This is a genomic window from Pantoea sp. SGAir0430 (assembly GCF_043549295.1).
On the sequence record NZ_CP039427.1, the window covers coordinates 2,220,593 to 2,246,013 of the forward strand.

Consider the following 25,421-nt stretch of genomic DNA (forward strand, 5'->3'; position numbering starts at 1 on the left):
CTTTTTGTTATCAGGCCAGACGACCGTGACACTGTTTGTATTTTTTACCTGAGCCGCATGGGCACGGATCGTTACGTCCCACTTTTCGCTCACCGCCCTGTGCCGCCAGTGCAGCGGCCGCTGCGGTGTCGTCATCGACGTGACTGAGCTGCTGCTGCTGTGCCAGGCGCTCTGCTTCTTCACGACGCTGCTGCTCCATCGCTTCCACTTCTTCCGGCATCCGCACCTGCACTTTGCTCAGGGTGCTGATCACTTCGTACTTCAGCGACTCCAGCATCGCGGCAAACATGGCGAAAGATTCACGTTTGTACTCCTGCTTCGGATCCTTCTGCGCATAGCCACGCAGATGGATACCCTGACGCAGATAGTCCATCGCAGCCAGATGCTCTTTCCACAGCGAGTCGAGCGTTTGCAGCATCACGCCTTTTTCGAAGTTGCGCATCATTTCTGCGCCGACCACTTCTTCTTTCGCCGCATAGTTTTCGCTGGCGCGGCTCATGATGCGCTCACGCAGCGTCTCTTCATGCAGATCCGGCTCTTTATCCAGCCACTCGGCAATCGGCAGATCCAGATCGAAATCATTGCGCAGACGCTCTTCCAGCCCCGGGACGTCCCACATCTCTTCCAGCGACTGCGGCGGAATGTAAGTGTCGATAGTGGCTTTGAACACATCTTCACGGATGCTGTTGATGGTGTCCGAAACGTCAGAGACATCCAGCAGTTCGTTACGCTGGCTGTAAATGGCGCGGCGCTGATCGTTAGCCACGTCGTCGTATTCCAGCAGCTGTTTACGGATATCGAAGTTGCGGCTTTCAACTTTGCGCTGCGCATTAGCAATCGCTTTGGTTACCCACGGATGCTCAATCGCTTCACCCGGCTTCATACCCAGCTTACGCATCATGTTGGACACACGATCGGAGGCAAAGATACGCATCAGCGCATCTTCCATCGACAGATAGAAGCGCGAAGAACCGGCGTCACCCTGACGGCCCGCACGGCCGCGCAGCTGGTTATCGATACGGCGTGATTCGTGGCGTTCGGTACCGATAATGTGCAGACCGCCTGCCGCCAGCACCGCATCATGGCGCAATTTCCACGCCGCCTTGATGGCTTCAATCTGCTCTTCCGTCGGGTTTTCCAGCGCGGCCACTTCCGCCTGCCAGCTACCGCCGAGCATGATGTCCGTACCACGACCGGCCATGTTGGTCGCGATGGTTACCGCGGCTGGCTGACCTGCCTGTGCCACGATATCCGCTTCGCTGGCGTGGAACTTGGCGTTCAGTACGCTGTGCTTAATACCCGCGCGCGTCAGCTCCTGAGATACCACTTCCGATTTTTCAATCGAGATGGTGCCCACCAGTACCGGCTGACCGTTAGCCGTACAGGTACGAATATCTTCGATAATGGCGTCGATCTTCTCTTTCTCGGTCATGTAGACCAGATCGGCCATATCTTTACGCACCATCGGACGGTTGGTCGGCACCACGATGGTATCGAGTTTGTAGATGGAGCTGAATTCAAACGCTTCAGTATCAGCGGTACCGGTCATACCGGCCAGTTTCTCGTAGATACGGAAGTAGTTCTGGAAGGTGATGGAAGCCAGCGTCTGGTTTTCATTCTGGATCTCCACACCTTCTTTGGCTTCGACCGCCTGATGCAGGCCATCAGACCAGCGACGTCCCTGCATGGTACGGCCGGTGTGTTCATCAACAATGATCACCTCGCCGTCCTTCACGATGTAGTCAACGTCGCGGGTGAACAGTGCATGGGCGCGCAGTGCTGCCGTCACGTGGTGCATCAGCATGATGTTGGTCGGCGAGTAGAGTGATTCGCCCTCATCCATGATGCCCTGACTGACCAGCAGCTCTTCCACTTTCACCAGACCGCGCTCGGTCATGTGCGCCTGACGGGCTTTTTCATCCACCCAGAAGTCACCTTCGCCCTGGAAGTTATCCGAGTCTTCTTTTTCCTGGCGCACCAGGTGCGGGATGATTTTGTTGACCTTGATGTAGAGATCGGAGCTGTCTTCGGCCGGACCCGAGATAATCAGCGGCGTACGCGCTTCATCGATCAGGATCGAGTCCACCTCATCCACCAGCGCATAGTGCAGTTTACGCTGTACGCGCTCTTCCGGACTGAAGGCCATGTTATCGCGCAGATAATCGAAGCCGTATTCGTTGTTGGTGCCGTAGGTGATATCGGCTGCATAGGCAGCGCGCTTAGCCACCGCCGGCATGCCCGGCAGGTTAATACCGACTGTCAGACCGAGGAACTCAAACAGCGGACGGTTGTTTTCGGCGTCACGCTGCGCCAGATAGTCGTTGACGGTCACAACGTGCACGCCCTTGCCGCTCAGCGCGTTCAGGTAGGCTGGCAGCGTCGCAGTCAGGGTTTTACCCTCACCGGTGCGCATCTCCGCGATGCAGCGTTCGTTGAGCACCATGCCGCCGATCAGCTGCACATCAAAGTGGCGCATGCCAAACACGCGCTTACTGGCTTCACGCACGGTGGCGAAGGCTTCGGGAATCAGGCTCTCCAGCGTTTCACCTTTTTTCAGGCGCTCGCGGAATTGATCGGTTTTCGCTTTCAGTTCGTCGTCAGACAGTTTGACGAACTCCGGCTCCATCTTGTTGATGACATCGACCACTTTACGCATGCGGCGCAGAGTACGATCATTGCTGCTACCAAAAACTTTCGTTAACAATTTGATTAACATAATAAATTTATCTCAATTCAGCCGTGACAATACGGGCTGCAAAAGCAAAAAACAGAAAAAGGAAAATAACGTTAGCGTTAAGCAATGAAAGGTCCGGCGCGGATGCCATGAATAGCAGCCTGCCAGTCAGCAGAAGAGTGAACGTTGGGCGAAACATGATGCGCTCGCGACGGCGGTGCCATCGCGGCTAAAGGTTGCGCGGGTGAAGTCAGCAGCGCCTGCAGCGAGTCAATCAGCGCCAGCTTTTGCGCCGCCAGCGGCAATGCATGCTCCGCTTCCGCGGTCGCGGGCGGCGTCATGCTGAATGAGAGATGGCGAATAACGGTGCGGATGGCGTGCTGATGCCAGTAGTCAACGTTGAAACTGGGACGGCGCGCGCTTTCCTGCAGGCGAATCAGGTGATCAAACCGCACCACCTTGCCGGTAAACAGGCTGCTGACCGGCGAATCGCTGCTGGTGGGTTCTGCGCTTTGTGCACAGGCAGGCAGGCCGAGACTGGCCGCCACCATTCCCAACAGGAGATGAGGCCAGAAATAGCGTCTGCCGAGTTGTCGCCAGCGTGAGAAAATCCCGATCACCTTTCGTCCATCATGCCAGTCATTAAGCGCTAAGCCAGAGTTGCGTTACGCACCCTGCTTACATGAGCGCCAGATAATAGCACTTATGTGGGGCTTCGACATCAGGGATTAAAGGGCTTACGGCGGATTTCACGTTTTTTTGCGCAGGGTTTGGTCGCTGGCAACAGGGTTTTGCGAGCGGGATTACAGCTTAGCGGCGGGCAATAAAAAACGGCGGGTTCCACTGACCGGAGAGGGTGTCAGGGAAGCCCGCCGTTTGATGGCTGACTAATTAAGCCAGCACTAAATTTGGCGCTTTGAAGGCCAGTGGCAGTTCAGCTTCGTCTTCGAAGGTCGCCCATTCCCAGGCTTCCTGCTTCGCCAGTACCGCCTGCAACAGTTTGTTGTTCAGCGCATGGCCGGACTTGAACGCAGAGAATGCGCCAATCACGTTATGACCACACATGAACAGGTCGCCGATGGCGTCCAGCATTTTGTGACGCACGAACTCATCTTCAAAGCGCAGGCCATCTTCATTCAATACGCGGAAGTCATCGAGGCCAATCGCACAATCTAAACTACCGCCCAGGCACAGGCCTTTAGACTGCAGATATTCGATTTCACGCATAAAGCCGAAGGTGCGCGCACGGCTAATCTGACGCACAAAGGATTCAGCCGAGAAATTGAGCTGGTAACGCTGCGAGCTTGAGTCGATCGCCGGATGTTTGAAGTCGATGGTGAAGTCGAGTGAAAAACCGTTGTACGGTTTAATCTCGGCCCACTTATCGCCATCTTCAACCCGTACCGTTTGCTTCACGCGCACGAATTTCTTCGCGCTGTTCAGCTCTTCGACACCGGCATCCATCAGCAAATAAACAAAAGGCGCGGCACTGCCATCCATGATCGGAATTTCTGGTGCATCGACTTCAACAATAATGTTGTCGATACCCAGACCTGCCAATGCAGCATTCAGGTGTTCAACCGTCGAAATACGCACGCCTTCATCATTCACCAGGCAGGTACTCAGCATGGTGTCGCGCACGTATTTTGCATCAGCCGGGAAATCAACCGGTGGATTCAAGTCAGTGCGACGATAGATGACCCCGGTATTAGCCGACGCAGGGCGTAAAGTCAGCGTGACTTTTTTGCCGGTATGCAAACCGACGCCAGTCGCCTGAACAATACGTTTTAATGTCCTTTGTTTGATCATCGCATTATCTCGCAATATTACCCATCCGACCGCCAGTATAAATTACCGGCGGGCGAATACTTTAGCACAAAGAGCGGAGAATCCCAATTCTCAGGATATTCTTAGTCTGCCTGTTTACGCAGGAAGGCTGGAATATCAAGATAGTCAGGCTCTTTGCTGGATGACGCTGGCTGGTCATTCACCACTTTCGCGGCCGGTTTCTGCTCCTGCGGCAGCGGCGCCATGCCGTGCTGCTGGTAGCGATGATCCATGACCGGCTGAGTCGCAGGCTTGTTAGTCACCAGAGTGATTTCCGGACGCTTGTCCATGCCGATACCGGTCGCCACCACGGTGACGCGCAGCTCGTCGTTCATCTCTGGATCCAGCGAGGTACCGATAACCACGGTCGCGTTGTCCGAGGCGAAGGCGCGGATGGTGTTACCCACGGTTTCGAACTCATCCAGGCGCAGGTCGAAGCCCGCCGTGATGTTGACCAGCACGCCACGCGCACCCGACAGATCGATATCTTCCAGCAGCGGGCTGGAGATCGCCATTTCGGCCGCTTCTTCAGCACGGTCTTCACCACAGGCAACGCCAGAACCCATCATCGCGTAACCCATTTCTGACATCACGGTACGCACGTCGGCGAAGTCGACGTTCATCAGACCCGGACGGGTAATCAATTCTGCGATACCCTGCACCGCACCTTTCAGCACGTCGTTAGCCGCACCGAAGGCATCCAGCAGAGAGATACCACGGCCCAGTACTTTCAGCAGCTTGTCGTTAGGAATGGTGATCAGTGAATCAACATGCTTGGACAGCTCTGCGATACCCTGCTCAGCAAACGCCATGCGTTTTTTCCCTTCGAAGTTGAAGGGCTTCGTCACCACCGCAACCGTCAGGATACCTAAATCTTTGGCTACTTCTGCCACCACAGGAGCTGCACCGGTACCGGTACCGCCACCCATGCCCGCGGCGATAAACACCATGTCTGCCCCTTCCAGCGCAGAACGCAGTGCTTCGCGATCCTCTTCCGCCGAGGTACGGCCGACTTCCGGGTTAGCACCCGCACCGAGACCTTTGGTGATATTGGTCCCGATCTGAATCGTCTGGCCGACCGCCGTTTTACGCAACGCCTGCGCGTCGGTATTCACAGCGAAGAATTCCACACCTTCGATACGCTCGCGTACCATGTGCTCTACGGCGTTGCCACCGCCACCGCCGACGCCGATGACTTTAATCACCGCGTCATTGGTTAATTCCATAGGTTCAAACATGATTTCTCTCCGTTATGTGCCTGTCGCCTGGAGATCATAAACATTGCCTGATGATCTCCTTTTTCAAAAAATTAAAACTCTTTCTTCAGCCAGCTGTTGATGCGTTTAAACCAATTGCCCACTGAAGCACGTTTTTCCGTTTCTGCATCACCGTTCATGTGTGACTCTTTGCCGTAATGCAGCAGACCAACCGCCGTCGAGTAGTACGGCTCCTGCGCATAATCCGTCAGGCCGGTGATGTTAAGCGGCTGACCGATGCGCACCTGGGTGTGGAACACCCGCTGTGCACAGGCCGCCAGACCTTCAATCTGCGCCGCACCGCCGGTCAGCACAATACCGGCTGCCAGGTGATGCTTTACGCCCTGCTGGCGCAGTTGCTCCTGCAGTTGCAGAATCTCGTCGTTCACCAGATTCAGCAGTTCGGTGTAACGCGGCTCAATCACTTCTGCCAGCGTCTGGCGCTGCAGGCTGCGCGGTGGACGTCCACCCACGCTCGGCACCTCGACGTTTTCGTCTTTGCCGACAATCGAACCCAGCGCACAACCATGACGCACTTTAATCGCTTCGGCATCGGTTGGCGGTGTGCCAAAGGCATAGGCGATATCACTGGTCACCACGTTCCCGGCATAGGGAATCACTTTGGTATGACGCAGCGCGCCGCCGGTGTACACCGCGATATCCATTGTACCGCCACCGATGTCAACAACACAGACTCCCAGCTCACGTTCATCTTCGGTCAGCACCGAAAAACTGGATGCCAGTCCGGCAAAAATCAGTTGGTCAACTTTCAGGCCACAACGTTCAACGGCTTTCACGATATTTTTTGCCATATCGTTGTGGCAGGTGATGAGATGCACCTTGGCCTGCATACGCACGCCGGAAAGGCCAACCGGATTTTTGATGCCTTCCTGATAATCGATGGCGTATTCCTGTGGAATCACATGCAGAATACGATGTTCGTCGCGCACGCGAACGGATTTCGCCGTATGCACCACGTTTTCCACATCATCCTGAGTGACTTCCTCTTCGGAAATCGGAACCATCCCGATTTCGTTCTGACAACTAATATGTTTGCCCGATAAAGCAAGGTATACCGACGAAATCTGGCAGTCTGCCATCAATTCCGCCTGGTCGATGGCGCGCTGAACGCACTTCACCACCGACTCCAGATCGTTCACGCCGCCTTTGTCCATACCGCGGGACGGGCAGCTGCCGACGCCAATAATGTTGACCATACCATCGGGCAGAATTTCCCCAACCAGGGCGGCGACCTTCGCAGTGCCGATTTCAAGTCCTACTACCAGTTTTCTGTCCGTTGCCTTGATCATTGTGGTTTAGCCTGTGCCTGGTTTTGTTGCTGATTACTGTCCTGTGGCTCAATCGGTGCCGGTGCCCAGCCTACTGCGGCGCCGGAGTCATAGCGTAGATCAACATAGCTGATGCGCTGGTTCTGACTCTGGCCCTGCTGCTGTAACTCCGGATAGAGCTCAATAAAACGGTTCAGACGCTTCATGGTATCGCTGCGCCCCAGTTCGATGCGCACATCGTCACTGGTCACCAGCTGCCACGAGCGCCGCGCCGTCATCGACGCGACCTTCAGGGTAAACTTACTGGCCCGCAGCACATCACTCATGGTGTGATAGCCGGCCAATACCTCTTTCTCACTGCCTTCCGGACCATACAGCATCGGCAACGTCTCTTTGCCGATGTGGCTGGCCGGGACGCTGAAGGAGACGCCATCGGCGTCCACCATGTGCGAGTCATTCCAGCGTGCCACCGGGACGTACTCCACCAGGTTTATCTTCAGCTCATCAGGCCACTGCTTGCGCACGCTAACCTGTTTAATCCACGGTAAACGCTCGATCTGCTGCTGGATAATGTCCACGTTCTGCGACATGAACGTTCCCGGCGCGCCGAGCGATAAAATCGCCTGACGAATATCATCGTGCGTGGTGTAGTGGGTTTCGCCCGTCACCACCAGCTTCGACAGCGGCAGACGCGACGCATCATTCATCCACTTCAGCACCACGAGGCCGCCAGCCACCATGATGCCCATCACCAGCAGCAGGAACACGATGCCAAACAGCCGTGCTCCGTTGCTCCGTCCGGAGCGCGCACGCTCCTGAGGTTCGCGATTTCTAACGCGCAGTGCCGCCTGAGACATATCAGTCAGCCAGCTCCAGAATGCGCGCCACCAGTTGCGGGAAGCTGTATCCCGCCTGCTTTGCCGCCATCGGCACCAGGCTGTGGCTGGTCATGCCAGGCGAGGTGTTCACTTCCAGCAGCTGGAAGTTGCCGTCGCCGTCGACCATCACATCAACCCGTCCCCAGCCGCTGCAGCCTAACGCGCGCCACGCGGCCAGCACTAATGTCTGCAGTTCCGCCTCTTTCTCCGCACTCAGGCCGCTCGGGCAGAAGTATTGAGTATCGTCAGAAATGTATTTTGCTTCATAGTCATAGAACTCGCTGGCGGTCTGAATTCTGATTGACGGCAGAATTTCGTCGCCGACGATGCCCACGGTGTATTCGGCACCGCTGAGAAAAGCTTCCACCAGCACGTCATCATCATGGCGAAACGCCTCCTGCAGCGCGGCTGGCAGCGCTTCCGCCTGGTTCACGCGGCTGATGCCAACGCTGGAACCTTCACAGCTTGGCTTCACAAACAGCGGCAGTCCGAGCGCGTCAATCGACGCCTGCGCTGCAGCATCCAGCCCCTGCTCATACTGCTGGCGCGTCAGCCAGACAAATTTGCCCGCCGGCAATCCCCTGCCCTGCCACAGCAGTTTGCTGCGCAGTTTATCCATGGTGATGGCCGACGCCATGACGCCGCTGCCGGTGTAGGGCAGTTGCAGAAACTCCAGCAGCGCCTGCAGCGTGCCATCTTCGCCACCGCGACCGTGCAGCGCGATAAACGCTTTGGCAAAGCCCTGCTGCCGGAGGTCCAGCACTGAGACGTCACGGGTGTCGACACCGTGCGCATCAATGCCCATCTCGCGCAGTCCCGCCAGCACCGCGCTGCCGGACATCAGTGACACCTCGCGCTCGGCGGAGGTACCGCCCATCAATACCGCGACTTTCTCAGCCATGGCGCGCCTCCGTGTTCAGAGCCGGCTGCAGCTGAATCTCAGCCAGCTTGCGGGCAATTTTGCCGATGTTGCCGGCGCCCTGCACAATCACCAGGTCGTCGCCAGACAGCAGCGGTGCCAGCGCATCCGGCAGCGCTTCGTGCTCGGAGACCAGAATCGGATCGACCTTGCCGCGATTGCGGATGGCACGGCACAGTGAACGGCTGTCCGCGCCCGGAATAGCGGCTTCGCCCGCCGGGTAGACATCCAGCATCAGTAACACATCCACCTGCGACAGCACATTGGCGAAATCATCGAACAGGTCGCGGGTGCGCGTATAGCGATGCGGCTGAAACACCATCACCAGCTTTTTCTCTGGCCAGCCGGCGCGCGCCGCTTTGATGGTGACATCCACTTCGGTCGGATGATGGCCATAATCGTCGACCAGCATCGCGCTGCCTGGCTTACCGTTAACGGCTGCGGTGTCAAACTCGCCCAGCACGTCGAAACGTCGACCGGTGCCCTGGAAACTCTCCAGCGCCGCCAGAATAGCGTTGTCGTCAATGCCCTCTTCGCTGGCAACCGCCACGGCTGCCGCGGCGTTCAGCGCGTTATGGCGACCCGGCGCATTCAGCGTCACGTGCAGCACCGGCTTGTCCTGACGAATCAGGGTGAAGTGGCCCTGCGCGCCGCGCTGTTCGTAGTTTTCGACCCGCACATCCGCATCGTCGCTGAAACCATAGGTGGTGACCTGACGGCCCACGCGCGGAATCAGATCGCGAATCACCACATCGTCCACGCACATCACCGCGCGCCCGTAGAACGGCAGGTTGTGCAGGAAGTTAATAAACGTCTGCTTCAGGTTCTCAAAATCGCCCTGATAGGTATCCATGTGATCCGCTTCGATGTTAGTGACAATCGCCACCATCGGTTGTAGATGCAGGAAAGACGCGTCGCTTTCGTCCGCTTCCGCAATCAGATAACGGCTGCTGCCGAGGCGTGCGTGCGTACCCGCCGCTTTGACCAGACCGCCATTGACGAACGTCGGATCGAGACCGCCTTCCGCATAAATACTGGTCACCATCGCGGTGGTGGTGGTTTTGCCGTGCGTGCCGGCAATCGCGATGCCGTGACGGAAACGCATCAGCTCAGCCAGCATCTCCGCCCGGCGGATCACCGGGATACGCTGCTCACGCGCCGCCACCAGCTCCGGGTTGTCCTGCGCCACGGCGGTGGAAACCACGACGACGCTGGCGTCGGTAACATTTTCCGGGCGATGGTTGAAGTAAATGGTCGCGCCCAGCGAGGCCAGATGCTGCGTAACCGGATTGGGCGCCAGATCGGAGCCGCTAATGTGATAGCCTTCGTTCGCCAACACCTCGGCAATACCGCCCATGCCGGCACCGCCGATGCCGACAAAGTGGATGTGCCGGACGCGACGCATCTCGGGCACAATAGAACGCAGTTTTGCCAATTGTTGTGTATTCATCTGTCTCTGTTACCTGTTTTCCCGTTTGCACCTGCATTCAGATGCGGGCCAGTCAAACTGACCGGTTAACTTACTTCGCGACGCGCGCAACCTCTTGTGCCACCCGTTCGGTCGCATCAGGAATCGCGACCTGGCGGGCTTTTTCCGCCATCGCCAGCAGCGTGGCGCGATCCCAGTGGCGCAGCGTGTCTGCGACGGCCGCAGCAGTAAACTGCGGCTGCTCGAAAATTTTGGCCGCGCCGGCTTTTTCCAGCGGCAGCGCATTCCAGTACTGCTGACGATCTTTGTGCTGGAACGGCACGAAAATCGCCGGTAAACCCGCCGCCGCCACTTCACTGACGGTCAGCGCGCCGGAGCGGCACACCACCACATCGGCCCACGCATAGGCTTGCGCCATGTCATCGATGAACTCGGTGACCTTGTGCTGCGGCTGGCCAGCGGCCTGATACGCCTGCTGCACGGTCTCCCGTGCACCTTTGCCGGTCTGATGCCACAACGTGATGGCGTCACCCAGTTCGGCGGCGACCTGCGGCACGATCTGATTGAGGATGCGCGCCCCCTGACTACCGCCAATCACCAGCACACGAATCGGCCCGCTGCGGTGTGCCAGACGCTGCGCCGGAAGCGGCAGCGCCAGCACATCATTACGCACCGGGTTGCCCACCACCTCGGCAGTGGGGAACGCGCCCGGAAAGGCCTGCATCACTGTGGTGGCGATCTTCGCCAGCCACTTATTGGTCAGGCCGGCAATACCGTTCTGCTCGTGCAGCACCACCGGGATGCCGCAACTCCACGCCGCAAGGCCGCCCGGACCGGAAACATAACCGCCCATGCCCAGCACCACATCCGGCTGCCAGTTTTTCATGATGCGGCGCGCCTGGCGCCACGCATTGAAAATGCGCACCGGTGCCAGCAGCAGGGCCTTTACGCCTTTACCGCGCAGTCCGCTGATGCGAATGAAGTCGATATCGATGCCATGCTTTGGCACCAGATCGGCTTCCATCCGGTCTGCCGTTCCCAGCCAGCGCACCTGCCAGCCTTGTTCGATCAGATGATGCGCCACGGCCAGTCCGGGGAACACATGTCCGCCGGTCCCCCCTGCCATGACCATCAGCCGTTTACCACTCATCGGGCACCTCGGGTAAACGCCTGGGCTTTTGCCAGACGCGTTTCATAATCAATGCGCAATAAAAACACGATGGCGGTCGACATAATGATCAGACTCGATCCACCGTAACTGATCAGCGGCAGCGTCAGGCCCTTGGTCGGCAGCATACCCGCCGCCGCACCAACGTTAACCAGCGCCTGGAAGCTAAACCACACGCCAATGGAACAGGCGAGGAAGCCGGAAAAACGCTGGTCGATCTCCAGCGCGCGACGGCCAATCGACATTGCGCGAAAAGCGACGAAGAATACCATCAACAGCGCCAAAACCACACCGACATAACCCAACTCTTCACCGATAATTGAGAAGATAAAGTCGGTGTGCGCTTCCGGCAGATACTCCAGTTTCTGCACCGAGTTGCCCAGGCCCTGCCCCCAGAACTCACCGCGGCCAAACGCCATCAGCGACTGGGTCAGCTGGTAGCCGCTGCCGAACGGATCTTCCCACGGGTTCCAGAAGGAGGTCACGCGGCGCATACGGTAAGGTTCCGCGATAATCAGCAGCACCACGGCGAAAATGCCGGAGCCGATAATCGCCAGGAACTGCCACAGTTTGGCGCCCGCGAGGAACAGCATCGCCAGCGTGGTAACAAACAGCACCACCACGGTACCGAGGTCCGGCTGGGCCAGCAGCAGCACCGCCAGCACCACCATCACGCCCATCGGCTTACAGAAGCCCCAGAAGTTGTTCCGCACCTCTTCCACTTTGCGCACCAGATAGCTGGCGAGATAGCAGAACAGCGACAGCTTGGATAACTCCGCCGGCTGAATACGCAGCGGCCCGAGCGCGATCCAGCGCGATGCGCCGTTAACCGAGCTACCGACCACCAGCACAATCAGCAGCATCGCCACCGAGGCCATCAGCATCGCGTTGCTGTAGCGCTGCCAGAAATCCATCGGTACACGCAGCGTCACTAACGCCATCCCCAGCGCCAGGGCGATATAAAAGGCATCACGCTTGGCAAAGTAGAACGGATCGTCGTTAAGACGCTGTCCAACCGGCATCGAGGCCGAGGTGACCATGACAAAACCGATAATCGCCAGGCCAAACGTCAGCCATAGCAGCGTGCGGTCATACAGCACCACCGGCGCGTCGTCGTTGTCGCGCGCGCCCATCACCCAATCACGCAGGCGCAGCGAAATAAAACTGGCGATACTGGCTCCGGGAATACGCATCAGCTCAGCTCCTTCGCCAGTTGCGCGAAGCGATCGCCACGCTGTTCAAAATTACGGAACTGGTCGAGGCTGGCGCACGCCGGTGACAGCAGCACCATGTCGCCCGCCTGCACCTGCGCGGCAATCTGCGTCATCGCCTGTTCGAGCGTGTCGGTGCGCGTCGCCACTGCCGGACGCAGCGCGGCCAGCGCGTCGCCGTCGCGGCCAAAGCAGAACAGCCGCACGTTGTCGCCCTGCAGATAGCGCGCCAGCGGCGTAAAGTCCGCCCCTTTGCCATCGCCACCCAGCAGCAGCCACAGCGTACCTTTCACCTGCAGGCCGTTAAGCGCGGCTTCGGTGCTGCCCACGTTGGTGGCTTTCGAATCATTAATCCAGCGCACGCCATGCGCTTCGTGCACCAGCTGGAAGCGATGCGGCAGGCCGCTGTAGGTGGTTAACGCTTTCAGGCTGGAGGCGCGCGGGATATTCACCGCATCGGCCAGCGCCAGCGCGGCCAGCGCATTGGTGTAATTGTGCTGCCCGACCAGCTTCATCTCGTCGGTATTAAGGACTTTCTCGCCCTTCACCCGCAGCCAGGTACTGCCCTGCTGCTGGTTGAGGTGATAATCGCCCACGTCGATGCCAAAGCTGACGCAGCGGCGATCGGCGCCGCGCACCGGCATGGTCATGCCATCGTCGGCATTCACCACGCAGATATCCGCGTTTTCATAGATGCGTAATTTAGCGGCGCGGTACTGCTGCATGCCGAGCGGATAGCGATCCATATGATCCTCAGTGACGTTGAGGATGGTTGTTGCCGCCGCTTTCAGGCTGTAGGTGGTTTCCAGCTGGAAGCTGGAGAGCTCCAGCACATACAGCTGCGCCGGCGATTTAAGCAGCGTCAGCGCCGGCAGCCCAATGTTGCCGCCTACGCCCACCTGCCAGCCCGCGGCGCGCGCCATTTCGCCCACCAGCGTGGTGACGGTACTTTTGCCATTGGAACCGGTGATCGCCACAATCGGCGCCTGAGCTTCACGGCAGAACAGTTCGATATCGCCGACAATTTCAATGCCGGCGTCAGCCGCTTCGCTCAGCGCCGGGTGCGCCAGCGCGATGCCCGGGCTGGCGATGATCAGATCGCATGCCAGCAGCCAGTCGCTGTTGATACCGCCAACGTGGCGCTCCACCTGCTCTGGCAGTTTGTCCAGCCCCGGCGGTGACACACGGGTATCCATCACGCGGGGCGTCACGCCCTGCGCGAGGAAGAAATCAACACAGGACAGGCCGGTAATGCCTAATCCAATGATGACGACTTTTCTGCCCCGATAGTCAGCCATGATTAACGTACCTTGAGCGTTGCCAGGCCAATCAGCACCAGCATCAGCGAAATAATCCAGAAGCGCACGATCACGCGCGGCTCCGGCCAGCCTTTCAGTTCATAGTGGTGGTGAATCGGTGCCATGCGGAAAATACGCTGACCGCGCAGCTTGAACGAACCCACCTGCAGAATCACCGACAGCGTCTCGACCACAAATACGCCGCCCATGATCACCAGCAAAAATTCCTGACGCAGCAGCACTGCCAGCGTGCCCAGTGCGCCACCCAGCGCCAGCGACCCCACGTCGCCCATAAAGACCTGCGCCGGATAGGTGTTGAACCACAGGAAGCCGAGACCGGCCCCGACAATCGCGGTACAGACAATCACCAGCTCACCGGCGTGACGCAGATACGGAATGTGCAGATACTCGGCAAATTTCACGTTACCGGTCGCCCAGGCCACCAGCGCAAATCCCGCCGCGACAAACACCGTTGGCATGATGGCCAGACCATCCAGACCGTCTGTCAGGTTTACCGCATTACCGGTTCCGACAATCACAAAGTAGGCCAGCACCACGTAGAACAGGCCGAGCTGCGGCATAACATCTTTGAAGAACGGCACCACCAGCTGTGTGGCAGGCGTATCTTTACCGGCGATGAACAGCGCGAACGCCACGCCGAGCGAAATCACTGACATCCAGAAATATTTCCAGCGCGCGATCAGGCCTTTAGTGTCTTTACGCACCACTTTGCGGTAGTCATCAACGAAGCCAATTACGCCAAAACCGACCAGTACCACCAGCACGCACCAGACGTAAGGATTGGACGGATAAGCCCACATCAGCACCGAAACCGTGATGGAGGTCAGAATCATTATGCCGCCCATGGTCGGCGTGCCGCGCTTGCTGAAGTGCGACTCCGGACCATCGTTACGTACCACCTGGCCAATCTGCAGTTTCTGCAGCCAGGCGATCAGGCGCGGGCCCATCCATAAAGAGATGAACAGAGCGGTCAGCAGGCTGACAATGGCGCGAAACGTCAGATAGGAAAAGACGTTAAAGCCGGAATAAAATGCGACCAGATGTTCGGCCAGCCAGACTAGCATGTTCCTTTCTCCTGTAAGCTCTGTACTACCTGCTCCATGGCGGCACTACGTGAACCTTTAACCAAAATAGTGATGTCCGCATGTTGGGACAGCAGCGTGCGTAAACGTTCAGTCAGTTCAGCTTTACTGGCGAAATGTTCGCCCCGGCCGCTGCTTTCACTAATCAAATGGCTGAACCTGCCGGTGCTCAGCACACAATCAATACCGGCGGCTTTCGCCGCTTCGCCCACCTGACGATGACAGGCTTCGGCTTCGTCGCCCAGCTCGCCCATATCGCCGACCACCATGACGCGGAAGCCCGGCATATCGCCCAGCACCTGCGCAGCGGCGGTCATCGAACCAACGTTAGCGTTGTAGCTGTCATCCAGCAGCAGCTGATTACCGGCGAGGCGAATCGGGAACAGGCGCCCAGGAACGGGCTGTAAGGTTTTAAGGCCAGACTGGATAGCGGTTAACGGCGCGTCAACCGACAGCGCCAGCGCGGCAGCAGCCAGCGCATTAGCGATATTGTGCCGACCCGGCAGCGGCAGCTCGACGGCGATGTCGCCGCGCGGCGTGTGCAGGGTAAACAGCGTGGCGTCAGCGCGCAGTACGATATCGCTGGCGCGGAATTCCGCGTCTGCCATCGGCTGCGGCGAAAAGCGCCACAGGGTTTTGTCTGCGAACTGCGGCTGCCAGTTGGGCAGATCGTTGCTGTCAGCGTTGATGATTGCGGTGCCGTGTACCGGTAAGCCGCCAAAGATTTCGCCTTTGGCTTTTGCCACGCCCGCCAGTGAACCGAAGCCTTCCAGATGCGCCGCCGCCAGATTGTTGACCAGCGCGGTTTCCGGACGCACCAGATTGGTGGTGTAAGCGATTTCACCCTGATGGTTCGCGCCCATTTCAATCACGGCATACGCGTGTTGCGGGGTAAGACGCAATAGCGTCATCGGCACGCCGTAATCGTTGTTGAGATTGCCGGCGGTATACAGCGTTTCACCGCACTGGCGCAGAATCGCCGCAGTCATCTCTTTCACGGAGGTTTTACCGGAGGAGCCGGTCAGCCCTACCACGCGCGCTTTCGCCTGCTGACGCACCCAGGCGCCGAGCTGACCAAAAGCGATACGCGTGTCAGCGACCACCACCTGCGGCACGTCAACCGCTAAACGACAGTTCACCAGCAGCGCCTGAGCGCCACTGGCGATAGCGTCGGCGGCAAAATCGTGTGCATCGAAACGTTCGCCCACCAGCGCGACAAACAGGCTGCCTGGGGTGACTTTACGGGTATCCGTGGTGACATCCGCAATAGTGAGATCGCTGCCGTGCAGTTGCCCACCGCTAATCTCTGCCAGGGTTTTCAGCGTAACCGAAATCATGCCATTACCCCCAGCAAACGGGCGACGGTGTCGCGGTCAGAGTAGTCAAGACGGCGGTTGCCGATGATTTGATAATCTTCATGGCCTTTACCGGCCACCAGCACGATGTCGTCGGCGCTGGCCTGCATCACCGCATGGGTGACCGCCTGCGCTCGTCCTGCAATGACGCGAGCCCGGCCCGGATCGAGCAGGCCGGTGAGAATGTCGTTAACAATCGCCGTCGGCTCTTCGCTCCGCGGATTGTCATCGGTGATCACCACGATATCGGCAAACTGTTCGGCAATCGCGCCCATCAGCGGGCGTTTGCCTTTGTCACGGTCGCCACCGCAGCCAAATACGCACCACAGCTGGCCCTTGCAGTGCAGCCGGGCCGCTTCCAGCGCTTTTTCCAGCGCGTCAGGCGTATGTGCGTAATCCACCACTACCGTCGGCTTGTGCGCGGCGGTGAACACTTCCATACGACCGCACACCGGCTGCAGCTGGCTGGCACTGGCCACCAGCGTGTCGAGCGGATAATCCAGCGTCAGCAGTGTCGCCAGCGCCAGCAGCAGATTGCTGACGTTAAAGGCACCCATCAGGCGGCTGTCAAACTCGCCGTTGCCCCAGCTTGAACTGAACTGCACGTGTGCGCCGCCGTCGTGATAATCGATCGCCGTCGCCTGCAGCCAGCGGCCACGACAGCCGGGCTGCAGATTGTTGCCCAGCGTAACGGCCACGGCATCCGGTAATTTTTCCAGCCAGCGGCGGCCCACTTCATCATCAGCGTTGATGATGGCCTCGCCTACCTGATGCTCAGAAAACAGCAGCCACTTGGCCGATTCGTAGCCCTGCATGTCACCGTGATAATCAAGGTGATCGCGGCTCAGATTGGTAAATACCGCAGCGGCAAACGGCAGCGCGGCCACGCGATGCTGCACCAGACCGTGCGAAGAGACTTCCATCGCGGCGACGGTAGCTCCCTGCCCGACCAGGTCGTGCAGAATATGCTGTACATCCACCGCCGAACCGGTGGTGTTTTCACTCGGCACCAGCTGACCGTACAGGCCATTGCCCACCGTGCCCATCACCGCGCCGGTTTCGCCCAGCAGGTTGGCCCACTGCGCGATCAGCTGCGTGGTGGTGGTTTTGCCGTTAGTGCCGGTCACACCAATCAGCTTTAATTTGTCAGCCGGCTGCTGGTAGAAACGCCCGGCCAACGCGGAAAGGCGCTGCGGCAGCTGGGCCAGATAGATGACCGGGACGCCGTGCATCTCGCGGATATCACCATCGCTGGCTTCACCTTCAGCCTCGGCAATGACCGCCGCCACACCCTGGGCGATGGCCTGTGGAATAAATCGACGTCCATCAGCATGATGGCCCGCCACGGCGATAAACAGATCGCCAGCAGCCGCAGCGCGGCTGTCCAGTGTCATGTCACGGAGTGGACGCGCCGGCGCGCCAGGCACCCACGGGGCCAGCAAGTCGCGCAGGTTACGATCTGTCACTTGATTCCTCACTTCTCTTATTCTTCACCAACTCGTTTTTATCCACCGTTGGCAGCGCATCCGGTTCAATGTTCATGGTGCGCAGCACACCGCCCATGATGGCGCCAAACACCGGTGCAGAAACCGCACCACCATAATATTTACCGGCCTGGGGATCGTTGATCACCACCACCAGCGCAAAACGCGGGCGACTGGCAGGCGCAACGCCCGCGGTGTAAGCAATGTATTTATTGACGTAGCGTCCGTCCGGCCCGACTTTTTTCGCGGTACCAGTTTTGATCGCGATGCGATAGCCCTTGATGGCGGCTTTAACGCCACCGCCACCCGGCAGCGCCACGCTTTCCATCATGTGCATCACGGTTTTCACCAGGTCTTCCGGGAAAACGCGCTCGCCCGCCACCGGCGGGTCAACTTTGGTAATCGACAGCGGGCGGTTGATGCCGTAGCTGCCAATGGTTGCGTAGACTCGCGCTAACTGTAACGGCGTTACCATTAGCCCATAGCCGAAAGAGAAGGTGGCCCTCTCTATGTCAGACCACCGTTGTTTTTGAGGGTATAAGCCACTACTTTCCCCGACCAGCCCCAAATTGGTCGGTTTACCCAGGCCAAAGCGCGCGTAAGTTTCTACCAGCGCTGAGGAGGGCATCGCTAACGCGAGGCGCGAAACCCCGACGTTACTCGACTTCTGCAGAACCCCGGTAAGGGTCAATTCGTTGTAGCGCGCCACGTCTTTGATCTCATGACCATTGACGCGATACGGCACGGTGTTCAGAACGCTGTTCTCTTTCACCACGCCGCGCTGCAGTGCGGTCATCACCACCATTGGCTTCACGGTGGAACCCGGCTCGAAGATGTCGGTAATAGCGCGGTTACGCATCACGTCTTTCGGCGTGTTGCTGAGATTATTGGGGTTGTAAGCCGGGCTGTTGGCCATCGCCAGCACTTCGCCGGTGTTCACGTCCACCAGCACCGCAGTGCCCGATTCGGCTTTGTTGAAGGCAACAGCATTGTTCAGTTCGCGGTACACCAGCGCCTGCAGGCGCTCGTCGATGCTCAGCGTCAGGTTGTGCGCGGCGCGGCTATCGACCGAGGAGATATCTTCAATCACCCGCCCGTAGCGGTCTTTGCGCACGGTACGTTCGCCCGGCTCACCGGTCAGCCATTTATCGAAGCTCTTCTCGATGCCTTCAATGCCCTGGCCGTCAATGTTGGTGAAGCCAATCAGGTGGGCAGTGACCTGGCCGGCCGGATAGTAGCGGCGCGACTCCTGACGCAGGTAAATACCGGGCAGCTTGAGCTTTTTCACGTATTCGCCAATCGCCGGGTTAACCTGACGGGCGAGGTAAATAAAGCGCCCTTTTGGGTTGGCGTTGACGCGCGCCGCCAGCTGATCCAGCGGGATCGACAGCGCATCCGACAGCGCTTTCCAGCGGCTATCAACGGTGACGCCGCCGTGCTCGGTCAGCTCTTTGGGATCGGCCCAGATGGCGTTAACCGGCACGCTTACCGCCAGCGGGCGTCCGGCGCGATCGCTAATCATGCCGCGCGCGGTAGGCACTTCCTGCACGCGCAGCGAACGTAAATCGCCTTCCTTCACCAGCTTATCCGGGCTGATGACCTGCAGCCACGCCACGCGCGACAGCAATCCGCCCAGCGCCAGAAGAATACAGCCGCACAGCAACGCAAAACGCCAGCTTACAAAGCTGGCCTTATCTTCCTGTTTTCTTAACTTCAGCGTTTTGCCTGCGCCGCTCATTGAGGTCTGCGATTCCTTATTTCTGCACCACAATATTTTCCTGTGAAGGATCAACATGCTGCAACTGCAGCTTATCGGTTGCTATCCGTTCTACCCGGCTGTGATCGCCCAGCGCATTCTCTTCGAGGATCAGGTTGCGCCATTCGATATCCAGCGCATCACGCTCCAGTACCAGCTGCTCACGCTGCGCCGTCAGCAGACGGGTCTTATGCGTGGTGGTCACCACCAGCACCGAAGAAACCAGCACGGCGATCAGCAGCAGCAGCGGGATCTTGCCAAAACGCAGCAGATCGCCACCAATGACGCCGGGCAGGCTGTGACGCTCATTGCCAATCACGATGCGGTTCTCTCAGCGATACGCAGGACCGAACTGCGCGCGCGCGGGTTGTCTTTGACTTCGGCTTCGCCAGGAATCAGCTTGCCGAGGGTTTTCAGTTCACGTCCGCCCAGCGCTTTCAGCTGGCTCTCGGTCATCGGAATCCCGGCCGGCACCTGCGGACCGCGGCTCTGGTCACGCATAAAGCGCTTCACCAGCCGATCCTCCAGCGAGTGGAAGCTGATGATGGATAAACGCCCTCCCGGTGCCAGCACCGTCAATGCCCCTTTCAGCGCGATATCGATCTCTTCCAGCTCACTGTTGATCCAGATGCGTATCGCCTGGAAGCTGCGCGTCGCCGGATGCTTAAACTTGTCTTTTACCGGCGTTGCCGCCGCAATCAGATCGGCCAGCTCTTTGGTGCGCGTCATCGGCTGTTCCCGGTTGCGCTCGACAATGGCGCGGGCGATGCGTTTCGCGAAGCGCTCTTCGCCGTAGGTTTTCAGCACAAACGCAATGTCTGCTTCTTCCGCGTTCTGCAACCACTCGGCTGCCGACTGACCGCGCGTCGGATCCATACGCATATCCAGCGGCCCGTCGCGCATAAAGGAGAAACCGCGCTCGGCGTCATCCAGCTGAGGCGAAGAGACGCCCAAATCCAGCAGTACGCCGTCGATTTTTCCGGTCAGCCCGCGCTCTTCGACATACTCAGCCAGCGCTGAAAACGGCCCGTGCACAATCGAGAAACGTGGATCTTTTATCTCAGCGGCTGCGGCTATGGCTTGCGGATCGCGATCGATCGCCAGTAACTGTCCGTGCGCGCCAAGCTGCGACAGGATCAGGCGTGAGTGACCGCCGCGACCAAAGGTGCCGTCAATATAAATGCCGTCTTCCCTGATATTAAGGCCGTTAACCGCCTCATCCAGCAGCACCGTGGTGTGTTTAAAATTTTCCTGCATAGCTATAGCGACAAGTCCTGCAACCGCTCAGATAAAGGCTCCTGAGCTGACTGTTCTGCGTCAATATCGTCCTTAACTTGTTGATACCAGGTCTGTTCATCCCACAGCTCAAACTTGTTGAACTGTCCAACCAGCATCACTTCTTTGGTCAGGCTCGCATGCTGGCGCAACGTATTCGCCAGCAGTAAACGGCCTGCATTATCCATCTGGCACTCGCTGGCATGACCTAACAGCAGACGCTGCACGCGACGCTCGTTCGGATTCATACTGGATAACCGGGCCAGTTTTTTCTCAATAATTTCCCATTCGGGCAGGGTATAAAGCAGCAGGCAGGGCTGATGGAGGTCAATGGTGCAAACCATTTGACCCTGAGACTCTGCGAGCAGCAATTCGCGATAACGCGTCGGCACCGCCAGGCGCCCTTTGCTGTCGAGATTGACTAACGTTGCTCCACGGAACATGCCAGCCCTACCCCTCAGTTACCCGTTTTCACCACTTTATCCCACTTTTTACCACGAAACGAGTTTACGGAGCCGATGAAATCCTTGTCAAGCCGCAACGGCAAGTGAATATCACTCTTTACACCGAATGAAATTAACCGGAGAGAAGAATAAGAGGAGAATGAATGGTCAATTTAAAATTAACCTGATGAATAACAGTATAAAAAAAATTTGCGTCAGATTTATCGGTGAAAATTAGCGCAATTTTACCGCTGCGATTATTCTGCCCCAATCTGCGACGGCGGCGGCATTTTAGGGGATTTCTGAAAGGAAGCCCAGCACCATCGCGTCAGCTCTGCTATGCGCGATTGCTGAAGATGTAAACAAATAAGAAAATCCAGCGCCGATAATTCGTTAGCCGGGGCGATGATAATTTACGCTTTTTTACGCCCGTGTGCGTCTGGTTAAATAGGGATGAGAGAAATTAGCGCGGGCGACGTCTCGCCCGACGCTTCATTTAGCGCGACGACTTAATTGTCCGCGGCGGAATAAATTACGGCGAATACGGGTTAAACCCGGCTTCGGTTTGCGTGGCTCATCCAGCGAAGCCAGCACCAGCTCCAGCACACGCTCAGCAACATCGCGATGGCGCTGCCCTACCGCCAGCACCGGGCACTCCAGAAAGTCTAATAATTCGTGGTCGCCGAAAGTTGCAATAGCCAGGTCTGTCGGCAAGCGGCCGTCACGCTTCAGCGTCACGTCCATCACCCCCTGCAGCAGGCCAAACGAGGTGGTAAACAGCGCTTCGGGCATCGCGTGGTCTTCAAGGTATTTTTCAAACAGCGTCGCCGCAGCGGCGCGGTCAAAGCTGTTGCAATAGATGAAATCGATCGGGCGCTCATCACCCTGCCACGCCTCGCGGAACCCCATTTCACGCAGGAAGCTGACCGACAGCTCCGGCAGCGCGCCGAGAAACAACACGTTTTTCACCGGCAGCTGACGCAATTCAGCCGCCAGCGCCTGCGCGTCATCCTGATCGGCACCGACCACGCTGGTGAAGTGTTCACGATCCAGCGCGCGGTCCAGCGCGATAATCGGCAGCGGATCGTTGACCCAGCGCTGATAGAACGGATGTTCCGGCGGCAGCGATGTGGAGACGATGATCGCATCAACCTGACGCTGCAGCAGATGCTCAATGCAGCGCATTTCGTTATCCGGCTGATCTTCGGAACAGGCAATCAGCAGCTGATAGCCGCGCTGACGCGCCTGGCGTTCAAGATAGTTGGCGATGCGGGTATAACTGGTGTTTTCCAGATCGGGTATCACCAGACCAATCGAACGGGTGCGTCCGGCGCGCAGGCCCGCAGCCACCGCGTTGGGGTGATAGTTGTACTCACGCACCACCGCCATGACTTTCTCAACGGTTTTGTCGCTGACACGATACTGCCGCGCTTTGCCATTGATGACATAGCTCGCCGTGGTGCGCGACACGCCCGCCAGGCGCGCAATTTCATCCAGTTTCACGATGACACCTTAATTCTGATAAGCCAGGGCTGGCGAAAATGTCCGCAGAGTAGCTAAGGGTAAAACATTTGTAACATCTAACCGCAGAACAGTACGCTGAGCAACCGCTTTTCATGCACAAGCGGCCGAAGCGCATAAAATAAAAAAACCCGGCATTCCGCCGGGTTAGCTTGAAAACCGATGATAACTTTGCGGTATTAACGCATTACGCGATCGCCGCGTGATACCCCGACGATGCCGGAACGCGCCACTTCAACGATTTCCGCCACTTCGCGCACGGTGTTGAGGAACGCGTCGAGTTTATCGCTGGTGCCGGCCAGCTGAACCGTGTACAGCGTCGGCGTCACATCGATGATCTGTCCACGGAAAATTTCCGCGCTGCGTTTTACCTCTTCGCGACCGTACCCGCTGGCCTGAATCTTCACCAGCATGATTTCACGCTCGACGTAAGCGCCCTGCCCCAGTTCGCTGACGCGTAACACGTCCACCAGCTTGTGCAGCTGCTTTTCGATCTGCTCCAGTACTTTCTGGTCGCCCACGGTCTGAATGGTCATGCGCGACAGGGTAGGATCGTCGGTCGGCGCGACGGTCAGGCTCTCAATGTTATAGCCGCGCTGGGAAAACAGCCCCACCACGCGCGACAATGCGCCGGATTCGTTCTCCAGCAGAACTGATAAAATACGACGCATAATTAAGTCCTCTCCGTTTTGCTCAACCACATCTCATCCATCGCGCCACCGCGAATCTGCATCGGGTAGACGTGCTCGCTGCCGTCCACCGTGACATCCACAAACACCAGACGCCCTTTTGCCAGCGTATCGAGCGCCAGCTGCAGCTTCTCTTCCAGCTCAGCCGGATGCTGAATCGCGATGCCCACGTGGCCATAGGCTTCCGCCAGGCGCACGAAGTCCGGCAGCGATTCCATATAGGATTGGGAATGGCGGCCGGAGTAAATCATGTCCTGCCACTGTTTCACCATGCCGAGGAAGCGGTTGTTCAGGTTCAGCACCAGCACCGGCAGGTCATACTGCAGCGCGGTCGACAGCTCCTGAATATTCATCTGAATACTGCCGTCGCCGGTCACGCAAATCACGGTTTCCTGCGGCAGCGCCATCTTCACGCCGAGTGCCGCCGGCAGGCCAAAGCCCATGGTGCCGAGGCCGCCGGAGTTGATCCAGCGACGCGGTTTATCGAACTGGTAGTAAAGCGCAGCGAACATCTGGTGCTGGCCGACGTCCGAGGTCACATACGCCTCACCGTGTGTCAGACGACAAATGGTTTCGATCACCGCCTGCGGTTTGATTTTGTCGCTGCTGCGGTCAAATTCCAGGCATTTGCGGCTGCGCCAGCCTTCAATGCTCTGCCACCAATCACGCAGGCTATCGAGCTCCTGCTTCGCCTCGCTCTGCGCCAGCAGCTCCAGCATCTGCGTCAGCGTCTGTCTGGCATCGCCGACAATCGGAATATCGGCGCTGACGGTTTTAGAGATCGAGGTTGGATCGACGTCAATGTGCATCACGGTGGCATTCGGGCAATACTTCGCCAGATTGTTGGTGGTGCGGTCGTCAAAGCGTACGCCGATACCAAAGATCAGATCGGCGTTGTGCATGGTCATGTTGGCTTCATAGGTGCCGTGCATACCGAGCATGCCCACACACTGGCGATGCGTGCCCGGGAACGCGCCCAGCCCCATCAGCGAAGTGGTGACCGGAATATTCAGCTGCTCTGCCAGTTGCAGCAGTTCCGCCTCGCAGCCTGAAGTAATGGCCCCGCCGCCGACGTAAATTACCGGTTTGTGCGCCGCCAGCAGCGTCTGCAGCGCGCGCTTGATCTGGCCTTTGTGGCCCTGCAGCGTCGGATTGTAAGAGCGCATGCTGACGGTTTCCGGCCACACGTAAGGCAGCTTGTTGGCCGGATTCAGAATATCTTTTGGCAGATCGATCACCACCGGCCCCGGACGACCGCTGGCCGCCAGCCAGAAGGCTTTTTTCAGCACTGTCGGAATCTCTTCGGTGCTTTTCACCAGGAAGCTGTGCTTCACCACCGGACGCGAAATCCCCACCATGTCGCACTCCTGGAAGGCGTCATAGCCAATCAGCGAGGACGGCACCTGACCGGAGAGGATCACCAGCGGAATGGAATCCATATAAGCGGTCGCAATGCCGGTGATGGCGTTGGTGGCGCCAGGACCTGAGGTGACCAGCACCACGCCGACTTCGCCGGTCGCGCGCGCCAGGCCATCCGCCATGTGTACGGCGCCCTGCTCGTGGCGTACCAGCACGTGGTCAATACCACCGACCGTTTGCAGCGCATCATAAATATCGAGCACCGCACCGCCCGGATAACCGAATACCTGCTTAACGCCCTGATCGATTAACGAACGGACGACCATTTCGGCTCCTGACAACATCTCCATTTTCTGCCTCCAGGCTTGAGAGCCAGCTGCGCCAGCAAACGCTATCCTGCGTGCCGCTCGCATCTGTCCCTTTATTGCCAATTAAGATCAAAACCTTATGTTTATGCTCAGAAGACGCCATTCATTTCGTCTTCCAG

General features: G+C 58.1%; 21 protein-coding genes. All 21 read right to left on the bottom strand.

Annotation, left to right across the window (positions count from 1 at the left end):
* Positions 1-10 precede the first annotated feature (10 nt).
* Positions 11-2,716: a preprotein translocase subunit SecA gene (gene secA, locus E7738_RS10735; RefSeq protein WP_059010287.1), complete on the bottom strand. Its 2,706-nt coding sequence runs from the start codon at positions 2,714-2,716 to the stop codon at positions 11-13.
* Positions 2,717-2,793: 77 nt separating this feature from the next.
* Positions 2,794-3,294, bottom strand: coding sequence for a secA translation cis-regulator SecM (gene secM / locus E7738_RS10740; RefSeq protein WP_031279702.1), 501 nt, complete (start codon positions 3,292-3,294; stop codon positions 2,794-2,796).
* Positions 3,295-3,565: 271 nt separating this feature from the next.
* A complete protein-coding gene (gene lpxC, locus E7738_RS10745; RefSeq protein WP_031279703.1) occupies positions 3,566-4,483 on the bottom strand; it encodes a UDP-3-O-acyl-N-acetylglucosamine deacetylase in 918 nt (305 codons plus the stop codon).
* Between the two features lie 101 nt (positions 4,484-4,584).
* Positions 4,585-5,739 (bottom strand): cell division protein FtsZ, encoded by a 1,155-nt coding sequence (gene ftsZ / locus E7738_RS10750; protein ID WP_021507556.1) that lies wholly within the window; start codon positions 5,737-5,739, stop codon positions 4,585-4,587.
* A 71-nt stretch (positions 5,740-5,810) separates the two neighbouring features.
* Positions 5,811-7,067, bottom strand: coding sequence for a cell division protein FtsA (gene ftsA, locus E7738_RS10755; protein WP_013507861.1), 1,257 nt, complete (start codon positions 7,065-7,067; stop codon positions 5,811-5,813).
* Positions 7,064-7,903 (bottom strand): cell division protein FtsQ, encoded by an 840-nt coding sequence (ftsQ, locus tag E7738_RS10760; RefSeq protein ID WP_021507557.1) that lies wholly within the window; start codon positions 7,901-7,903, stop codon positions 7,064-7,066. Before ftsQ ends, ftsA begins: the two co-directional genes overlap by 4 nt.
* A gap of 1 nt (position 7,904) precedes the next feature.
* Entirely contained in the window at positions 7,905-8,825 is a 921-nt protein-coding gene (locus tag E7738_RS10765) for a D-alanine--D-alanine ligase (protein WP_058770620.1), read from the bottom strand.
* A complete protein-coding gene (murC, locus tag E7738_RS10770; protein ID WP_031279704.1) occupies positions 8,818-10,293 on the bottom strand; it encodes a UDP-N-acetylmuramate--L-alanine ligase in 1,476 nt (491 codons plus the stop codon). The genes E7738_RS10765 and murC overlap by 8 nt, the downstream gene beginning before the upstream one ends.
* A 70-nt stretch (positions 10,294-10,363) precedes the next feature.
* Positions 10,364-11,422, bottom strand: coding sequence for an undecaprenyldiphospho-muramoylpentapeptide beta-N-acetylglucosaminyltransferase (gene murG / locus E7738_RS10775; protein ID WP_059010288.1), 1,059 nt, complete (start codon positions 11,420-11,422; stop codon positions 10,364-10,366).
* The gene (gene ftsW / locus E7738_RS10780; RefSeq protein WP_021507561.1) at positions 11,419-12,633 is read right to left on the bottom strand and encodes a cell division protein FtsW; all 1,215 of its coding nucleotides are present in this window, start codon (positions 12,631-12,633) and stop codon (positions 11,419-11,421) included. The genes murG and ftsW overlap by 4 nt, the downstream gene beginning before the upstream one ends.
* On the bottom strand, positions 12,633-13,949 hold the full coding sequence (gene murD / locus E7738_RS10785) for a UDP-N-acetylmuramoyl-L-alanine--D-glutamate ligase (RefSeq protein WP_394515617.1): 1,317 nt from the start codon (positions 13,947-13,949) through the stop codon (positions 12,633-12,635). Before murD ends, ftsW begins: the two co-directional genes overlap by 1 nt.
* Before the next feature lie 2 nt (positions 13,950-13,951).
* Complete coding sequence (mraY, locus tag E7738_RS10790) at positions 13,952-15,034, bottom strand: phospho-N-acetylmuramoyl-pentapeptide-transferase (protein ID WP_021507563.1); 1,083 nt, start codon at positions 15,032-15,034, stop codon at positions 13,952-13,954.
* The gene (gene murF / locus E7738_RS10795) at positions 15,028-16,389 is read right to left on the bottom strand and encodes a UDP-N-acetylmuramoyl-tripeptide--D-alanyl-D-alanine ligase (protein WP_394515618.1); all 1,362 of its coding nucleotides are present in this window, start codon (positions 16,387-16,389) and stop codon (positions 15,028-15,030) included. The genes mraY and murF overlap by 7 nt, the downstream gene beginning before the upstream one ends.
* Complete coding sequence (gene murE / locus E7738_RS10800) at positions 16,386-17,873, bottom strand: UDP-N-acetylmuramoyl-L-alanyl-D-glutamate--2,6-diaminopimelate ligase (RefSeq protein ID WP_088516655.1); 1,488 nt, start codon at positions 17,871-17,873, stop codon at positions 16,386-16,388. The genes murF and murE overlap by 4 nt, the downstream gene beginning before the upstream one ends.
* Positions 17,860-19,629, bottom strand: a complete 1,770-nt coding sequence (locus E7738_RS10805) for a peptidoglycan glycosyltransferase FtsI (RefSeq protein WP_021507566.1) — start codon at positions 19,627-19,629, stop codon at positions 17,860-17,862. Before E7738_RS10805 ends, murE begins: the two co-directional genes overlap by 14 nt.
* 16 nt (positions 19,630-19,645) lie before the next feature.
* Positions 19,646-19,966 carry a cell division protein FtsL gene (gene ftsL / locus E7738_RS10810; protein ID WP_021507567.1) on the bottom strand — a complete coding sequence of 107 codons (321 nt, stop codon included), beginning with the start codon at positions 19,964-19,966 and terminating at the stop codon, positions 19,646-19,648.
* Entirely contained in the window at positions 19,963-20,904 is a 942-nt protein-coding gene (rsmH, locus tag E7738_RS10815) for a 16S rRNA (cytosine(1402)-N(4))-methyltransferase RsmH (protein WP_394515619.1), read from the bottom strand. Before rsmH ends, ftsL begins: the two co-directional genes overlap by 4 nt.
* Positions 20,905-20,906: 2 nt before the next feature.
* Positions 20,907-21,365, bottom strand: coding sequence for a division/cell wall cluster transcriptional repressor MraZ (mraZ, locus tag E7738_RS10820; protein ID WP_021507569.1), 459 nt, complete (start codon positions 21,363-21,365; stop codon positions 20,907-20,909).
* Positions 21,366-21,857: 492 nt separating this feature from the next.
* Positions 21,858-22,868: a catabolite repressor/activator gene (cra, locus tag E7738_RS10825; RefSeq protein ID WP_010615604.1), complete on the bottom strand. Its 1,011-nt coding sequence runs from the start codon at positions 22,866-22,868 to the stop codon at positions 21,858-21,860.
* Between the two features lie 197 nt (positions 22,869-23,065).
* A complete protein-coding gene (gene ilvN / locus E7738_RS10830; RefSeq protein WP_010615603.1) occupies positions 23,066-23,557 on the bottom strand; it encodes an acetolactate synthase small subunit in 492 nt (163 codons plus the stop codon).
* Positions 23,558-23,559: 2 nt separating this feature from the next.
* Entirely contained in the window at positions 23,560-25,284 is a 1,725-nt protein-coding gene (gene ilvI, locus E7738_RS10835; protein ID WP_104188108.1) for an acetolactate synthase 3 large subunit, read from the bottom strand.
* Positions 25,285-25,421 lie beyond the last annotated feature (137 nt).

What these genes read in the sequence shown, in the direction of transcription:
- mraZ (WP_021507569.1), bottom strand. Translation starts at nt 21,365, where the DNA reads ATGTTCCGTGGAGCAACGTTAGTCAATCTCGACAGCAAAGGGCGCCTG.
- mraY (WP_021507563.1), bottom strand. Translation starts at nt 15,034, where the DNA reads ATGCTAGTCTGGCTGGCCGAACATCTGGTCGCATTTTATTCCGGCTTT.
- murG (WP_059010288.1), bottom strand. Translation starts at nt 11,422, where the DNA reads ATGAGTGGTAAACGGCTGATGGTCATGGCAGGGGGGACCGGCGGACAT.
- ilvN (WP_010615603.1), bottom strand. Translation starts at nt 23,557, where the DNA reads ATGCGTCGTATTTTATCAGTTCTGCTGGAGAACGAATCCGGCGCATTG.
- lpxC (WP_031279703.1), bottom strand. Translation starts at nt 4,483, where the DNA reads ATGATCAAACAAAGGACATTAAAACGTATTGTTCAGGCGACTGGCGTC.
- E7738_RS10765 (WP_058770620.1), bottom strand. Translation starts at nt 8,825, where the DNA reads ATGGCTGAGAAAGTCGCGGTATTGATGGGCGGTACCTCCGCCGAGCGC.
- secA (WP_059010287.1), bottom strand. Translation starts at nt 2,716, where the DNA reads ATGTTAATCAAATTGTTAACGAAAGTTTTTGGTAGCAGCAATGATCGT.
- ftsW (WP_021507561.1), bottom strand. Translation starts at nt 12,633, where the DNA reads ATGCGTATTCCCGGAGCCAGTATCGCCAGTTTTATTTCGCTGCGCCTG.
- murF (WP_394515618.1), bottom strand. Translation starts at nt 16,389, where the DNA reads ATGATTTCGGTTACGCTGAAAACCCTGGCAGAGATTAGCGGTGGGCAA.
- rsmH (WP_394515619.1), bottom strand. Translation starts at nt 20,904, where the DNA reads ATGCAGGAAAATTTTAAACACACCACGGTGCTGCTGGATGAGGCGGTT.
- ilvI (WP_104188108.1), bottom strand. Translation starts at nt 25,284, where the DNA reads ATGGAGATGTTGTCAGGAGCCGAAATGGTCGTCCGTTCGTTAATCGAT.
- murD (WP_394515617.1), bottom strand. Translation starts at nt 13,949, where the DNA reads ATGGCTGACTATCGGGGCAGAAAAGTCGTCATCATTGGATTAGGCATT.
- ftsA (WP_013507861.1), bottom strand. Translation starts at nt 7,067, where the DNA reads ATGATCAAGGCAACGGACAGAAAACTGGTAGTAGGACTTGAAATCGGC.
- ftsQ (WP_021507557.1), bottom strand. Translation starts at nt 7,903, where the DNA reads ATGTCTCAGGCGGCACTGCGCGTTAGAAATCGCGAACCTCAGGAGCGT.
- ftsZ (WP_021507556.1), bottom strand. Translation starts at nt 5,739, where the DNA reads ATGTTTGAACCTATGGAATTAACCAATGACGCGGTGATTAAAGTCATC.
- E7738_RS10805 (WP_021507566.1), bottom strand. Translation starts at nt 19,629, where the DNA reads ATGAGCGGCGCAGGCAAAACGCTGAAGTTAAGAAAACAGGAAGATAAG.
- murC (WP_031279704.1), bottom strand. Translation starts at nt 10,293, where the DNA reads ATGAATACACAACAATTGGCAAAACTGCGTTCTATTGTGCCCGAGATG.